The sequence below is a fragment of the Streptomyces roseolus genome (assembly GCF_014649855.1).
In the GTDB taxonomy this organism is placed as follows: domain Bacteria; phylum Actinomycetota; class Actinomycetes; order Streptomycetales; family Streptomycetaceae; genus Streptomyces; species Streptomyces roseolus.
The window spans coordinates 130,264-145,248 of record NZ_BMTV01000005.1 but is presented as its reverse complement, the minus strand read 5'-3'; the positions used below and the strand labels follow the sequence as shown (position 1 = coordinate 145,248).

Genomic DNA, 14,985 nt, shown 5'->3' with positions numbered 1-14,985 from the left:
AGCGGCCGGCGGCGCGGCCGGCCCGGCCTCGTGACCACCCGTCAGTCCCCGGCCGGGGCGGCGGCGAGGAGGGCGCGGACGCGCTCGGCGGTGGCGGCGTCCCGGGCGGCCGTGAAGGGCAGCGCGTTGCCCCCGGCGATGCGGAACGGCTCGCCGGCGACGGTGGTCTGCGCGCCGCCCGCCTCCGCGACCAGCAGCAGTCCGGCCGCGTGGTCCCAGGCGTACTCCCAGCCGAAGGCGGTGGCGTCGAGCGCGCCCCGGGCGATCGACAGGTACTCCAGGCCGGCCGAGCCGCACGGCCGGGGCCGGACGCCCTCGGTGACGAGCCCGAGGAGGGCCCGCTTCTGCTCGGGCGTGGAGTAGTCGGGGTGCGAGGTGGCGACCTCCAGGACGGCGCCCGGGGCGGGCGAACCGGACCGGATCCGCGTCCCGTTGAGCACCGCGCCGCGCCCCCGGACGGCGACGGCCAGCTCGCCCAGGGCGGGCGCGAAGGTCCAGGAGGCGAGGAGCTCGCCGTGGTGGGCCAGGGCGACGAGGGTGCAGAAGGCCGGGTCGCCGTGGACGAACTGGCGGGTGCCGTCCACCGGGTCGACGATCCAGACCGGGGCGTCGCCGCGCAGCGCGTCGTACAGGCCCGGGTCGGCGTGGACGGCCTCCTCGCCGACCACGACGGAGCCCGGCAGCAGCGCGGTCAGCGCCCGGGTCAGGTGCTCCTCGGCCGCCCGGTCGGCGACCGTCACCAGGTCGTACGGCCCCTTCTTCTCGACGATCTCGTGGTCGGCGAGCTGCCGGAAGCGCGGCATGACCTCCTCCGCGACCGCCTTGCGGACCGCCTCCTCCACCTCCGTCGTACCGCCGTCGAGAACGTGCTCAAGGAAGGACTCGATCATGTGTCCAGCTAAGCACGCGGGTCCGACAACCGGTACCGCGCCGTGGTCCTGCCCGGCCTGACGAGAACCTGGGCCCTCGTCAGGCCGCGGACCGGGCGGGCCGGTCGGGGGGCGCCCCCCGGGCGGGCGTGGCCGGCCGGGGATGGGACTGCCCGCCGGGTGAGGGAGCCGACGCGTGTGCCTGGCGCGGCCCCCTCCGGCCCGGTCCCTCCCAGGAGGACACCCTGAAGCTCCCCGGCCGCCTCCCGTCAGGGCGACGGCCCGGGAGGAGCGTGTGTCTGGCTAGGATCACCATCACCTGCGGAAAGGGGACGAAACGGTGCACGGTGAGTACAAGGCGCCCGGCGGCAAGCTCGTCGTCGTCGATCTGGACGTCGAGGACGGGGTGCTCCGCCACGTCCGGGTGGCCGGGGACTTCTTCCTCGAACCCGACGAGGCGATCCTCTCCATCGACCGCGCCCTGGAGGGCGCGCCCGCCGACACCGACGCCACCGGGCTCGCGGCCCGGATCGAGGCGGCCCTGCCGCCCGGCACGCGGATGTACGGACTCACCGCCGAGGGCGTCGGGGTGGCGGTCCGCCGGGCGCTCGCCCACGCCACCGACTGGACCGACTACGACTGGCAGCTCGTCCACGAGCCGCCGCGCTCCCCCGCCCTGCACATGGCGCTCGACGAGGTGATCACCGCGGGGGTCGCGGAGGGCCGGAGGCCGCCGACGCTGCGGGTCTGGGAGTGGGGCGCGCCCGCCGTCGTCATCGGCAGCTTCCAGTCGCTGCGCAACGAGGTGGACCCGGAGGCCGCCGAGCGGCACGGCATCCAGGTGGTGCGCCGGATCAGCGGGGGCGGCGCCATGTTCATCGAGCCCGGCAACACCATCACGTACTCGCTGTCGGTGCCCGACGCCCTGGTGCAGGGCCTGTCCTTCGCCGACAGCTACGCCTACCTCGACGACTGGGTCCTCGCCGCGCTCGGCGACCTGGGCGTGAAGGCGTGGTACCAGCCGCTCAACGACATCGCCACCGAGGCGGGGAAGATCGCGGGCGCGGCGCAGAAACGGATGGTGACGGGCGCGGGCGCGGTGCTGCACCACGTGACGATGGCGTACGACATCGACGCCGACAAGATGACCGAGGTGCTGCGGATCGGCCGCGAGAAGCTCTCCGGCAAGGGCACCACGAGCGCGAAGAAGCGCGTCGACCCGCTGCGCCGCCAGACGGGACTGCCGCGCGAGGCGGTGATCGAGCGCATGATCGCCTCCTTCCGGCAGCGCTACGGCCTGACGGAGGGCCGGGTCACGGAGGAGGAGCTGTCCGCCGCGAAGGAGCTGGCGGAGAGCAAGTTCTCGTCGCCCGAGTGGACCGCGCGGGTCCCCTAGGGTTCCTCGCATGCGTGTGGGATCACCGGCGCGGGCCGGGCTGCGGATGGAGTGTGCCGACGGGCGGCGCCTCGTGCTCGTGCAGGAGTCGGGCGGGCGGGGGGCGGTGCCGGTGCTCTTCGCCCGGCAGCGGGTGACGCACCGGGGCCTGCACTACGCGCGGACGGGCCGGTACGTGTCGCCGCTGGCGCCGCTGCGGGCCGGACGGGCGCGCGCCCACGCGGAGTTCGCGGAGCCCGGCGGGCGGGCGTGGACCGGGCGGTGGGCGGCGCACGCGGAGGCGGAGCTGCGGGGGGCGGCGGCCGGGCCGCTGCACGAGGGCGCGTGGCGGCTGGCCCCGGACGCCACGGACTGGTTCGTCGAGAGCCACTGGCCGCGCCTGCTGACGCACGACACGGACCGGGGGCACCTCACCTGGTTCGGGTACGGCGACCCGGACGGCGACGCCCGCGACCTGCTGCCGCTGCGGGACCTTTCCGCCGTGGAGGCGCCCCGGGTGAAGGCGTACCGCCGGCTGTACCGGGAGGGCGCGCTGCCGCCGGTCTTCGCCTGGTGGATCAGCGGCCTGAACGTCCCCGTCGTCCTGGACGGCCACGACCGGCTGACGGCGGCGCTCGCGGAGGGCGGCCGGCCGGAGGTGCTGATCCTGTCCCGGGCGGCCGACCCCGCGTGGACGGCGCTGCTGTCGGAGCGTCCGGTGGTGGCGTACGAGGAGCGGATGGCGGCGCTGGAGGACGGCCCCCTGCGGGCGGTCCGGGCGTCGGGCGAGGCCCGCCGCCTCGCGCGCGAGCTGGCCGCGGCCGCCGACGTCCCGGCCCTGACCCGCGCCTGGCCCTTCCCGGGCGGTGTCGCGGGCTGGGAGGCGGCGGCCGCGGCGTACGTCCCCGGCTGGCGGCCCGACGCGGAGCGGTGACCTGCCCGTCGCCGGCTCGTTGACGTCAGGGACACGCGGGGTCGACGGCCAGGGAGGGCACAGTGGGACGGGTGAGGACGGTGGCGGCGGTGCTCGCGGGGGCGGCCCTGGCGGCGGTGTCGGCCGCGCCGCGCGAGGCGGCGGCCGTCGTGGGCGGGCAGGAGGCGGCCCCGGGGGCGTACCCGTACGTGGCGGCCCTCGTCGACGTCGAGCGGCACCGGCAGTTCTGCGGCGGCGCGCTGATCGGCTCCCGGCACGTGCTGACGGCCGCGCACTGCCTGACCGGCGCGTACGCGGACACCGGCCGGGTCGCGGTGCTCCTCGGCGACCACGACCTGCGCACGGCGGCGGAGTCCCGGCACGCGCGCGTGGCCCGGCCGGTCCGCTTCACCGTCCATCCCGGCTACGACCGCCGGACCCAGCACGACGACCTGGCCGTGATCACGCTGTCGGCCCCGGTCCGCGCGGACGCCGGCGTGCGCCCGATCGCCCTCCCCGCACCTGCAGAATCGTTCGACCACACCCGTCTGGAAGCCGTCGGCTGGGGCGCGACCGCCTTCGGCGAGGGCCCCTCCCCCGTCCTGCGCACGGTCACCCTGGACACCGTCCCCCACGCCGAATGCGCCCGCAGGGGCGCCGGCCCGCTCACCCCGGCCCAGCTCTGCACCTGGACCCCCGGCCGCGACACCTGCGTCTACGACTCCGGCGGGCCCCTCGCCCACCGCACCGGGACGGGCCGCCGCGTCCTGGCGGCCCTGGTCTCCTACGGCCGCGGCTGCGCCACGGACACCCCGGCGGTGAACACCAGGATCACCTCCCACCTGGCGTGGATCGCCCGGACGACGGGCGTCCGCCCGCCGGCCCCCTGAGCACCGCCCCGGCGGTCTTCTCCCGGCACACGAGAACGAGCCGCGCGGTCCGGTTCGCACCGGCCCGCACGGCTCGTCGTCGATCGTGTCCGAGGGGGGACTTGAACCCCCACGCCCGATAAAGGGCACTAGCACCTCAAGCTAGCGCGTCTGCCATTCCGCCACCCGGACAAGGTGTTGGTCCCCGCTGGTTTCCCTCGCGGCGACGAACATCAATCTACCAGGTGTTCGAGGTGCTTCTCACCCACGTTTCCGGTGGTCAGGGCGGGGGCGGGGCGATCGGGAGGACGGCCGGCGGGGTGCACCGTCCGGACGGCGCCGACCCCGCCGGTGCGGGTCGGGGCCGCTGGGATGATCGGCGCATGAACCTCACCAGCAGGCGTACCCTCCTGACCTCCGTCGCCGCGGCGGCGGCCACCCTCCCGCTGCTCGGCGACCTCGCCGGGAACGGCGGCACCGCCGTCGCGGCGACCGCCGCGGACCGCTTCCCGACGAACACGGCGCTGTACAGCAGCACCGAGTACCAGGAGGGCGTCCACTGGATGCGGCGCTTCCGCACCCACCCCCAGGGCCTCCTCCTCGACAACACGAGCGCGAGCAGCGGCGCCGTGCGCAGCACGGCCGTCCTCGCGCCGCACGGCGGCGGCATCGAGGCGGGCACCAGCGAGCTCTGCCTCACCCTGGCCGGGTACGCGCGCGTCGGCGCCGGGACCGACCCGGCGGCGGACGCCTCCGTGCCGCAGCGCGACTACTGGATGTTCGAGGGCCTGGCGTCCTCCGGCTCCCTCCACGTCACCTCGACCCACTGCGACGACCCCGCCGCCCTGGCCGTCTGCGGCGCCAACCTGTACGCCGTCTCCCTGCACGGCTTCACGCCGGACGCCGGCACGCCGGCGAAGCAGATACTCATCGGCGGCCGGGACGCCCGTCTGATGCGCAACCTCGCCGCGGCCTTCGCCGGCCACGGGCTCACCACCGGACACTCCGACCCGGCGCTCGACGTGACGGTCACCGTCGCGGGCGTCGACAGCCCCCTGAACGGCGACGACCCGGACAACATCGTCAACCGCACCCGCACCGGCGCCGGTGCGCAGCTGGAGCTCTCCACCGAACTGCGCAGGGCGATGTTCGGCGACTTCTCCGGCGCCTCCGGCCGCCGGACGACCGCCGGCGTGGGCTCCGCCCACGAGGCCCGCTTCTGGAACGGCTTCATCGACGCCGTCCGCGAGGCCGTGGACCGCCACGAGCGCGGCCTCGACGCGCTCTGAGCCGCCCACCGGGGCCCTGCAGCAGGGGCGCGCCCACGGGGCGCCCGGTGGACTCGCGTGCCACGAGGCGCGGAGCCAGGAGCTCGGAGCGGACGTCCTCGCCGGCGATGCGGCGCAGCAGGAGGTCCACCGGGGGCGTCAGCCTCCCATGCGGGCGCTCAGGAGCCGCTTGCCGAGTTCGGCGCCCTTGCGGCTGTCGGCCTGGGCCTTGCGGAAGAGTTCGGCGACCTCGTCGTCGTTCTCGCGTTCCGCGTCCTGGATGTACGTCTCCAGCCGCAGGGCGTTGGCCAGGCAGCTCTCGACGTACCAGATGAGGTTGTAGTCCTTGTCCTTGGTGCCGGTGATCCCGCCGGTCTCGGTGCCGCCGGCCGTTCCGTCCGCCATGGTGCCTCCTCGGTCGTTCCGTCTCGGGGCCGCCGGGGCGGCCCCCGCCCTGGGCCGGTGTACCGGGCCCACGGTTGGCCGGTACCCACCCTTTCGCCCCGTATGCGAATATGCGTGCCGACACGGCCACGGCCGGTCCGGGCCGTCGCCGTGGCGCCGGACCCGCCGCCGGAGGCGGTGCGGGGCGGCACCGGGGACGTGCCGTTCCGCCGGCTCCGCCCCCGGTGGCCGCGGCACCGTCCCGCCGCCGCAACTCGCCTCCGCCGAGGGTCCGTTCGACTGCGGGGGCGATCGCGGGTTTCGTACAGTTCGGGACATGAACCGTGCCGAACTGCCTCCGACCGCCGCCCGGGCGAGCTCGGTCGACTCGTCCCCCGTCCGCGACATCCTGGCGCTCACCGCGCGCCCCGAGGTGATCTCGTTCGCGGGCGGTCTGCCGGCTCCCGAACTCTTCGACGGCGAGGGCCTGCGGCAGGCCTTCGCGGACGTGCTCGCCGAGGCGCCGCAGCAGGCGCTCCAGTACTCGCTCACCGAGGGCGACCCCGCGCTGCGCGAGGCGACCGCCCGGCGGCTGACCGGGCGGGGGCTGCCGACGGATCCCGGCGAGCTGCTGATCACCACGGGGTCGCAGCAGGCGCTCACCCTGATATCCACCGCCCTGCTGGAGCCGGGGGACGTGGTCCTGGTCGAGGACCCCGGCTATCTCGCCGCCCTGCAGACCTTCGCGTTCGCGGGCGCGCGGGTCGTGCCGGTGCCCACCGACGACGACGGGCTCGACCCGGTGGCGCTGGAGGAGATCGTCCGCCGCGAGCGGCCGAAGCTGCTGTACCTGGTGCCGACGTTCCAGAACCCCACGGGTCGCACCCTGCCCCCGGGGCGGCGGCGGGCCGTCGCGGAGGCAGCCGGGCGGCACGGCTTCTGGATCGTCGAGGACGACCCGTACGGGGAGCTGCGGTACGACGGCGAGCCGGTGCCGTGGATCTCCTCGGAGCCGCCCGCGGCGGACCGGACCGTGCTGCTCGGCTCGTACTCCAAGATCATGGCGCCCGGTCTGCGGCTCGGCTTCCTCCGGGCGCCCGCCGCCCTGCGCCGGATCTGCGTGGTCGTCAAGCAGTCGACCGACCTGCACTCCTCGACCGTCGACCAGGCCGCGGCGGCCCGGTACCTGCGGGACCGCGACCTCGACGCCCATGTGGAGGTGATCCGGCGCGCCTACCGGGAGCGGCGGGACGCCCTCCTCGCGGGCCTGCCCGACGCGCTGCCCGCCGGCAGCGTCTGGAACCGGCCGGAGGGCGGCATGTTCGTCTGGGTCCGCCTCCCGGACGGGCTCGACGCGATGGAGCTGCTGCGGTGCGCGGTGAAGCACGACGTGGCGTACGTGCCGGGCGCGCCGTTCTACGCGGGCGAACCCGATCCGGCGGCGCTGCGGCTGTCGTTCGTGACGCATCCGCCGGAGGAGATCGGCGAGGGGGCGCGGCGCCTGGGCGAGGCGGTGCGCGAGCTGCTCGCCTAGGCGGTGTCCGCCCGGTCCTCGGCTGCCGGCGGGGGCCGGTCCGGGCTCAGGCGTCGCGCAGGGCGAGGGCCTTGGCCTCCAGCTCGGGGGCGAGGCCCTCGGCGAGCGGCGGTTCGGCGTCCGGGGGGAGGGAGGCGAGGTGGGCCCAGGTGTCGGCGACCGTGTCGAGGAGGGGGCGGCGGCGCAGGCCGGTCGCGAGGGCCTTGGTGGCGTCGCCGCCGTGGACGGCGCCGTGCAGCTCGCTGCCGGGCGGGGCCCAGAGGGGCAGGTCCGTCCAGCCGGAGACGCCGGCGGCGTCGAGGACGGCCGGGTCGGTCCAGCGGAGTTCGGCGTCCGATCCGGTGACGCGGAGGCAGGTGTCGAGGAGTTCGCCCATCGTGGCGCCGCCCGCCGGGCCGACGGTGTTGTACGCGCCGTGCAGGCCCGCCGTGAGGGCGTCGGCGATCCACGCGGCCAGGTCGCGCGCGTCGACGTACTGGAGCGGGGTGTCGTACGGCCCCGGGGCGAGGACCCGGCCGCCGCGGGCGACGCGGCGCAGCCACCAGGGGAGGCGGCCGGAGTTCTCCCGCGGGCCGAGGATCAGGCCGGGCCGGGCGAGGAGGGTGCGGTCCTCGCCGTACTCCCGGAGCACGGCCAGTTCGCCGCCGCGTTTGTCGGCGGCGAAGTCGGTGGCCCCGGCGTCCGGGTCGCCGTCGGCGAGCGGCCCGTCCTCGGCGAGACCGGGCGCGGCGGGCCAGGCGTACACGGAGCGGCTGGAGACGAAGACGGAGCGGCCGACCCGGCCCGCGAGCAGCCGGGCGGCGTCGCGGACCACGCGCGGGGCGCCCGACCAGGTGTCGACGGCGGCGTCCCAGGTGCCGGTGGCGAGGGCGGCCAGGCCGCCGGGCTCGGTGCGGTCGCCGTGGAGGGCGCGCACGCCGGGCGGCGGGGGGGTCTCGCCGCGGTGGAAGACGGTCACGTCCCAGCCGCGGTCCCGCGCGGTCTCGGCGAGGGCGCGGCCCGCGAAGTCGGTTCCGCCGAGCAGAAGCAGCCTCATCGGTGGTCGTTCTCCTTCGTTCGGTTCACAGCAGGCGGAGCAGGGACAGGGGTTCCTCGACGAGGTCGGCGACGCGCCGCAGGAAGCCGGCGGCCGTGCCGCCGTCGCAGACCCGGTGGTCGAAGGTGACGGAGAACTGCCCTATGTCGCGGATCTCGGGCCGTCCGTCGACGGCCCAGACCCGGGGGACGATCCGGCCGATGCCGAGCATGCCGGCCTGGGGGTGGTGGAGCAGCGGGGTGGAGCCGTCCACACCGAGGGCCCCGAAGTTGTTGAGGGTGAAGGTGGAGCCGGAGAGCTCGGCGGGGGTGAGCCGGCCCTCCCGGGCCGCGGTGGTGAGCCGCTCGGTCTCGGCGGCGAGCTCCGGCAGGGTGCGGCGGTGGGCGTCGCGGATCACGGGGACCACGAGCCCGCGGTCGGTGTGGGCGGCGAAGCCGAGGTGCACGGCGGAGAGCCGGACGATCTCCCGCCGCTCGGTGTCCACGCGGGAGTTGAGCGCGGGGAACTCCGCCAGGGTGGCGGTGCAGACGCGGGCGAGCAGCCCGAAGAGGGAGACGCGGGGGGACGCCCCGGGGCCTTCCGCGGCCGCCGCTCCCCCGGTGGCCGTGGCGGCGAGCCTGCGGCGGGCCTCCAGGAGCCGGGTGGCGTCGACGTCGACCCAGGCGGTGGCGGCGGGGATCTCCCGGTGGGCGCGGGTCAGGGTGTCGGCGACCGTCCCGCGCAGGCCGCGCAGCGGGATCCGGACGGCTTCCGGCTCGTCGGCGGGGGCGGGGGCGGCGCGTTCGACGTCCGCGCGCAGGATGAGGCCGTCCGGGCCGGTGCCGCGCAGCGTGCGCAGGTCGACGGCGCGTTCGCGGGCCAGGCGGCGGACGACCGGGGAGACCACGCGGACCTGTTCCGGCCGCCGGTCGTCGCCGGCCGTCCTTCCGCGCCGGCGGGGCGACGGAGGGGTGCCGTAGCCGACGAGGACGTGGCCGGAGCCGTCGTCCCCCGGGTCCGCCGCTCCGCCCGCGGCCGTGACCGGAGCGGGAGCGGGAGCCGGGTCGGCGGTCTCGGCCCCGGCCGGAGCCGGGTCGGCGGGAGCGGTGGTGGCCGGGGCCGCGTCGGCGGACGTGCCGGTGGCGGGAGCGGCGCCAGCCGGAGTCGCTTCGGGGGGAGCGCCGGTGGCGGCGACGGACAGCAGCGGGGTGCCGACCCGGAGGGTGGTGCCCGGCTCGCCGCACAGGCGGGTGACGACGCCGGCGTACGGGCAGGGCACCTCGACGACCGCCTTGGCGGTCTCGACCTCGACCACCGGCTGGTCGACGCCGACTTCGTCGCCGACGGCGACGAACCAGCGGACGACCTCCGCCTCCGTGAGGCCCTCGCCGAGGTCCGGGAGGGCGAAGTCCAGGACGGTTCCGGGCGTGTTCACAGGGCCTCCCCGGCCGGGTCGGTGTCCCACTGGAGGCGGGCCACGGCGTCCAGGATCCGGTCGGGGTCCGGGAGGTGGTGCTGCTCCAGCAGGGGCGGCGGATAAGGGATGTCGAGTCCGGTGACCCGCAGCACCGGGGCGTGGAGGTGGTGGAAGCAGCGCTCGGTGACGCGCGCCGCGACCTCGGCGCCGAAGCCGGCGAAGCCCTGCGCCTCGTGGACGACGACGGCGCGGCCCGTGCGGCGGACGGAGGCGCAGACCGTCTCGTCGTCGAAGGGCACGAGGGACCGCAGGTCGACCACTTCGAGGTCCCAGCCCTCGGCGCGGGCGGCCTCGGCGGCGGCCAGGCAGACGGGCACGGACGGGCCGTAGGTGACGAGGGTGGCGGAGGTGCCGGGCCGGCGGACGGCGGCCGTGCCGATCGGGGGGACGGGCCGGGCCGGGTCCAGGAGGTCCTTGGCCCAGTAGAGGCGCTTGGGTTCGAGGAACACGACGGGGTCGTCGGAGGCGATCGCGGCGCGCAGCAGGCCGTATGCGTCGGCGGGGGTCGCGGGGGTGACGACGTGGAGGCCGGGGGTGTGGGCGTAGTAGGCCTCGGAGGCGTCGCTGTGGTGCTCGACGCCGCCGATGCCGCCACCGTACGGGACGCGGACCGTGAGCGGCATGGGCAGGGCGCCGCGGGTGCGGTTGCGCATCTTGGCGACGTGGCCGGCGAGTTGCTCGAAGGCGGGGTAGGCGAAGGCGTCGAACTGCATCTCGACCACGGGGCGGAGGCCGTACATGGCCATGCCGACGGCGGTGCCGAGGATGCCGGCCTCGGCGAGCGGGGTGTCGGTGACGCGGTCGTCGCCGAAGGCGGCGGCGAGGCCGTCGGTGACGCGGAAGACGCCGCCGAGGGTGCCGATGTCCTCGCCCAGGAGGTGGACCCGGTCGTCGGCGGCCAGGGCGTCGTGGAGGGCCAGGTTGAGGGCCTTGGCGAGGGTCGTCTCCCGCGCCCCGGTGGTGGCGGTGCTCGCCGGGCTCATCGGTTCGTCTCCCCCGTGTCCGGCCCGGCGGCGCTTTCCCGCTCCAGGAGGGCGCGTTGTGCGCGGAGTTGGGCGGTGGGCCGCCGGTAGACGTGGTCGAAGAGGTCCGTCGGGTCGGGCCGCGGGTCGACGGCGAGGGCGGCGCGGAGGGCGGCGGCCATGGCCTCGGCCTCCGCGGCGGCCCGCTCGGCCTCCGCGTCGTCGAGCAGGCCGCGTTCCCGCAGGTGCCGTTCCATCCGGGCGAGCGGGTCGCGCCGCCGCCAGGCGGCCACCTCGCCGTCGTCCCGGTAGCGGGTGGCGTCGTCGGCGTTGGTGTGGGCGTCGATCCGGTAGGTGAGGGCCTCCACGAGGGTGGGGCCGTGTCCGGCGCGGGCCCGGTCGGCGGCCTCCCGGACGGTCTGGTGGACGGCGGCCACGTCGTTCCCGTCGACGAGGAGGCCCGGCATGCCGTAGCCGACGGCCTTGTGGGCGAGCGAGGGGGCGGCGGTCTGCTTGGCGAGGGGCACGGAGATCGCGTACCCGTTGTTCTGCACGAGGAAGACCACCGGCGCCTTCCACACGGCGGCGAAGTTCAGCGCCTCGTGGAAGTCGCCCTCGCTGGTGGCACCGTCGCCGACCATGGCGAGCGTGACCACGTCGTCGCCCTTGAGACGGGCCGCGCGGGCGAGGCCGACGGCGTGCGGCAGTTGGGTGGCGAGCGGGGTGCACAGGGGGGCGGTGCGGTGCGCGAGCGGGTCGTAGCCGCTGTGCCAGTCGCCGCGCAGCAGGGTGAGGACCTCGACGGGGTCGACTCCCCTGGCCAGGACGGCGAGGGTGTCGCGGTACGTCGGGAAGAGCCAGTCGCGGTCCTCCAGGGCGAGGGCGGCGCCGATCTGGCAGGCCTCCTGGCCGGTGGTGGAGGGGTAGACGGCGAGCCGGCCCTGCTTGGTGAGCGCGGTGGCCTGCTGGTTGTAGCGGCGGCCGCGGACGAGCCACCGGTGGAGCCGGAGCAGCAGCGCGGGGTCGAGCGGTGCGGTGCCGTGCGGGGCGTCCAGGAGGGTGCGGGGCTCCGGGCCGGGAAGGAGGGCGACGGCGCCGGGGGCGTCGTGGGGGCGGGTGCCGAGGGTCGTCATCGGGCGGTCCGGTCCCGGTAGGCGGCGAAGCGTCCGGCGAGCTCGCGGGCCCGGTCCTCGGCCTCGTGCAGGGGCAGTTCGACGCAGGCGTAGCCGAGTTCCTCGGTGAGGATCTTCATGGCGGCGTCCCCGAAGACGGTGGTGCCGTCGGGGCGGATCTCGGCGATGCCGTCCGCCTCCTGGCCGGAGACGTTGACGGCGTGGGCCTCCTCCGGGGTCATGCCGCCGGGGAGCCGCAGCCGGATCGTGCCGGCCTCCAGGGCGACCGGGTAGCCGCCGGTCAGGCCGTCGGGGCCGGGGGCGTGGACGAGGGCGTCGCGGCCGTCGACGAGGGGTTCGAGGACGCTGAGGGCGGAGGCCGCGGTCATGGCGTGGCCGCCGAGGCCGCCGGTTCTGCGGTAGTCGACGGGGAGGCGGCGCAGCAGGCCGGGGACGTCGAGCTCGGCGGTGACATCGCGGCCGTCGCGGAGGACGGCGAGGCCCATCTCGGCGGGGCCGCTGTCGCCGGCCCGGGACAGCCGGTGGGAGACGTAGTGGTGGGCGACGAGGCGTACCTCGATCTCCTCGGGGCCGCAGCCGAGCCGGTCGGCGGCGGCGGCCTGGATGCCGGGGACGTTGTTGGCGACGTTGCCGATGCCGATGTCCGGGGAGAGGCCGATCGCGGAGAGCGCGGGGTGCACGGCGTCCGGGTAGGCGGCGTTGGCGATGACCGCCCGGGTGCCGGAGAGGCGGACGGCCTCCATGGCCTTCATCACGGGGACGAGGTGCATGGGCAGCCAGGGGCCGTAGTTCGCCGCGTAGAGGCGCCGGAAGTTCTCGTCGGGGAGGGTGGAGATGACCCACCAGGACTGGTAGCTGACGGCCAGGAAGAGGACGTCGGGGTCGAAGGCCGCGATGGTCCCGGCGGTGCGCGCGGTGTCGGTGACGTCGGTGACGGCGTGGTCGACGGCGGGGGCGAAGCCGCGCTGCAGGGCGCAGAAGCGGGCGAGGTTGGCGGCCCGGAGCACGACCTCCTCGTCGCGGCCGGCGAGCCGGACGTGGCGGGGGGCGGCGCTCTGCGCCAGTTCGTGGAAGACGCGGCGGCCGATGTCCCCGGCGCCCAGGACCATGACCTTGCGGGGACCGTTGCTCATGACCTGCCTCCGGGGCGTACGGGGTGGGGAGCGGACGCGTAGTGGTGCCGGACCAGGTCCGGCAGGTCGTGCAGGGAGGGGAAGACCCGGGCGCCGGGGCGGTGGGGGCCGGTCCCCGGGTCGGGCGCGTACTGGAGGACGGGCATGCCGGCGCCGAGGGCGGCGTCGACGCCGACGGCGCTGTCCTCGACGACGAGGCAGGCGGCGGGGTCGGTGCCGCACTCGGCGGCCGCCCAGAGGAAGAGCCCGGGATCGGGCTTCCAGGCGGACACGTCGTACGCGGAGAAGAGCCGGCCGCCGAAGGGGTGCAGGATGCCGGCCTTGCCGAGCCGGCGTTCGATGATCTCCCGGGGGCTGTTGGACGCCACGCACAGGGTGAGGCCGGTCCCGGACAGGGCGCGCAGGGCGGGGACGACGCCGTCGACGGGGTCCATCCGGTCGCCGATGAGCTCCTCGCACCGGGCCCGCGCGAGGGCCGTGGCGTTCGCCGGCGGGGCGGTGCCGGTCAGCTCCTCCATGAGGTCGAGGCACTCCTGCATCTTCTTGCCGGAGAAGAGGGCGTCGCGTTCCTCGCGGCCGAGGGTGAGGCCCATGAGCTCGCCGACGTGGGCGAGGGCGCCGTTCTCGGCGTCCTGGGTGTCGACGAGGACGCCGTCCAGGTCGAAGATCACGAGGGGGCGGGGGGCGGCCGGGGCGTCAGTGGTCATAGTCGATCCAGTCGGCGTTCTCGATGGCGGCGACGGTCGCGGCCAGTTCCTCGTGGCTGTCGGCGGTGCCGAGGACGGCGGCCACGTTGCCGCGCGCGCCGATCCGCCAGTCGACGTCGGCGCCCGGCTCGGCGAGGACGGAGACCCGCCGCACGCGGGGCAGGCGGCGCAGGGCGCCGACGTCGCGGATGGCGCGGACCCGGCGGGCGCCCTTGGGCGGGACGATCAGGTAGTGGAAGGCGATCGGCCCGTCCTTCTTCACGTCCGGGGTGTCGTACGGGAGGCCGAGCGCGGCCCGGACGGCGACCCCGGCGGGGTCCGAGGTGCCGGAGCGCACGGCCAGGTCGTCCACCCAGGCGCCGAGGCGGCCGTTGACCTCGATGACCCGGGGGCCGGCGGGGGTCAGCTTGATCTCGACGTCGGCGACGCCGTGGACGTTCAGGGCGCGTACGGCGCGGCAGGCGAGCTCGCGGATCCGGCGCTCCTCGTGCTCGGGGACCACGGAGAACCCGCCGTAGCCGCCGCGTTCGCGGAAGGGCTCGGCGAGGCCGAACTTGCTGGTGACGAAGACGGGGCGGACGTCGTCGCCGCGGGCGACGCAGTCGACGGCGATGTAGTCGCCCCAGGGGTCCTTCTCGGGGCGGCCGACGAGGAGTTCCTCCAGCATCACGGCGGTCTCGGTGGGGCCGCCGGCGGACCGGTCGAACATGGCGGCGAGGGCCGCCCGGCACTCCTCCTCCGTGGTGACGGCGACGGTGTTGCGGCTGGACGCGCCGATGACGGGTTTGACGATGGCGGGCAGGCCCACGGCGGCGACGGCCTCGTCGGCCTGGTCGGGCGAGGTCACGGTGCGGAAGCGGACGGTGTCGACGCCGGCCTCGGCGAAGCGCAGTCGCTGCTGGTCCTTGTGGGTGATGGCGGCGAGGTCGGCGGGCCGGTGGTAGGGCAGGCCGAGCGCCTCGGCGAGCCGTACCGTGGCGGCGATCCGGAACTCGCTGAAGGTGAGGATGCCGGCCGGAGCGAGCCGCGCCAGTTCGCGCAGGACGTCGGACTCGGTGCGGCCCGCGGTGTTCACCACGGAGCCGACCATCTCCAGGGTCGGGATCATCTCCTGGGCGTGGTCGGTGTCGGCCGTCACGAAGACGAGCCGGCAGTCGTTCTGCCGCGCGGCCTCGGCGAGGCGGGTCGGGGCGAGGCTCCCGGTGTCGTAGACGACGAGCAGGACCGGCGTGTGGCTCATGGTCACCCTCTGGGGTCGGGGGCCGGGTGCGGCGCGGGGAAGGCGCACCACGGCGTGGGGAGGAGTGCGGAAGCGGCGCGGGCGGTCCGCGCCGCGGGGATGCGGG

Annotated in this window: 14 protein-coding genes and 1 tRNA gene; 5 read left to right on the top strand and 10 right to left on the bottom strand. The window is 76.0% G+C overall.

The annotated features are described in order from the left end of the window. Positions 1-41: 41 nt before the first annotated feature. Complete coding sequence (locus tag IE245_RS07715; RefSeq protein ID WP_189945998.1) at positions 42-890, bottom strand: inositol monophosphatase family protein; 849 nt, start codon at positions 888-890, stop codon at positions 42-44. A 319-nt stretch (positions 891-1,209) separates the two neighbouring features. On the opposite strand from IE245_RS07715, the gene lplAB reads away from it, so the two are divergent. The 3 genes from lplAB to IE245_RS07700 all read left to right on the top strand — a co-directional run bounded on the left by lplAB (position 1,210) and on the right by IE245_RS07700 (position 4,047). After that, on the top strand, positions 1,210-2,265 hold the full coding sequence (gene lplAB, locus IE245_RS07710) for a lipoate-protein ligase LplAB (RefSeq protein WP_189945997.1): 1,056 nt from the start codon (positions 1,210-1,212) through the stop codon (positions 2,263-2,265). 10 nt (positions 2,266-2,275) lie between these two features. Beyond that, positions 2,276-3,178 (top strand): hypothetical protein, encoded by a 903-nt coding sequence (locus IE245_RS07705; protein ID WP_189945996.1) that lies wholly within the window; start codon positions 2,276-2,278, stop codon positions 3,176-3,178. Between the two features lie 62 nt (positions 3,179-3,240). After that, on the top strand, positions 3,241-4,047 hold the full coding sequence (locus IE245_RS07700) for a S1 family serine peptidase (protein ID WP_189945995.1): 807 nt from the start codon (positions 3,241-3,243) through the stop codon (positions 4,045-4,047). 86 nt (positions 4,048-4,133) lie between these two features. Here the strand turns inward: IE245_RS07700 and IE245_RS07695 are convergent. Further along, positions 4,134-4,218 (bottom strand) — tRNA-Leu (locus IE245_RS07695). Between the two features lie 191 nt (positions 4,219-4,409). On the opposite strand from IE245_RS07695, the gene IE245_RS07690 reads away from it, so the two are divergent. Next, positions 4,410-5,315 carry a poly-gamma-glutamate hydrolase family protein gene (locus tag IE245_RS07690; protein ID WP_189945994.1) on the top strand — a complete coding sequence of 302 codons (906 nt, stop codon included), beginning with the start codon at positions 4,410-4,412 and terminating at the stop codon, positions 5,313-5,315. 138 nt (positions 5,316-5,453) lie between these two features. On the opposite strand, the gene IE245_RS07685 is transcribed toward IE245_RS07690, so the two are convergent. Beyond that, positions 5,454-5,699, bottom strand: coding sequence for a hypothetical protein (locus tag IE245_RS07685; RefSeq protein ID WP_189945993.1), 246 nt, complete (start codon positions 5,697-5,699; stop codon positions 5,454-5,456). A gap of 316 nt (positions 5,700-6,015) precedes the next feature. Between IE245_RS07685 and IE245_RS07680 the strand changes: the two genes are divergently transcribed. Beyond that, on the top strand, positions 6,016-7,212 hold the full coding sequence (locus tag IE245_RS07680) for an aminotransferase-like domain-containing protein (protein WP_189945992.1): 1,197 nt from the start codon (positions 6,016-6,018) through the stop codon (positions 7,210-7,212). 46 nt (positions 7,213-7,258) lie between these two features. Here IE245_RS07680 and IE245_RS07675 read toward each other — a convergent pair whose 3' ends face one another. From IE245_RS07675 to IE245_RS07645, 7 genes are read right to left on the bottom strand one after another with little or no spacing between them, the layout of a single operon-like run. Next, entirely contained in the window at positions 7,259-8,248 is a 990-nt protein-coding gene (locus IE245_RS07675) for an NAD-dependent epimerase/dehydratase family protein (RefSeq protein ID WP_189945991.1), read from the bottom strand. Between the two features lie 25 nt (positions 8,249-8,273). Beyond that, positions 8,274-9,662, bottom strand: coding sequence for a dihydrolipoamide acetyltransferase family protein (locus IE245_RS07670; protein ID WP_189945990.1), 1,389 nt, complete (start codon positions 9,660-9,662; stop codon positions 8,274-8,276). Then, the gene (locus tag IE245_RS07665) at positions 9,659-10,687 is read right to left on the bottom strand and encodes an alpha-ketoacid dehydrogenase subunit beta (protein WP_189945989.1); all 1,029 of its coding nucleotides are present in this window, start codon (positions 10,685-10,687) and stop codon (positions 9,659-9,661) included. The genes IE245_RS07670 and IE245_RS07665 overlap by 4 nt, the downstream gene beginning before the upstream one ends. After that, positions 10,684-11,799, bottom strand: coding sequence for a pyruvate dehydrogenase (acetyl-transferring) E1 component subunit alpha (gene pdhA / locus IE245_RS07660; protein ID WP_189945988.1), 1,116 nt, complete (start codon positions 11,797-11,799; stop codon positions 10,684-10,686). The genes IE245_RS07665 and pdhA overlap by 4 nt, the downstream gene beginning before the upstream one ends. Beyond that, complete coding sequence (locus tag IE245_RS07655; protein ID WP_189945987.1) at positions 11,796-12,932, bottom strand: hypothetical protein; 1,137 nt, start codon at positions 12,930-12,932, stop codon at positions 11,796-11,798. The genes pdhA and IE245_RS07655 overlap by 4 nt, the downstream gene beginning before the upstream one ends. Next, the gene (locus tag IE245_RS07650; protein ID WP_189945986.1) at positions 12,929-13,639 is read right to left on the bottom strand and encodes an HAD family hydrolase; all 711 of its coding nucleotides are present in this window, start codon (positions 13,637-13,639) and stop codon (positions 12,929-12,931) included. The genes IE245_RS07655 and IE245_RS07650 overlap by 4 nt, the downstream gene beginning before the upstream one ends. Next, positions 13,629-14,879 (bottom strand): ATP-grasp domain-containing protein, encoded by a 1,251-nt coding sequence (locus IE245_RS07645; protein WP_189945985.1) that lies wholly within the window; start codon positions 14,877-14,879, stop codon positions 13,629-13,631. The genes IE245_RS07650 and IE245_RS07645 overlap by 11 nt, the downstream gene beginning before the upstream one ends. Positions 14,880-14,985 lie beyond the last annotated feature (106 nt).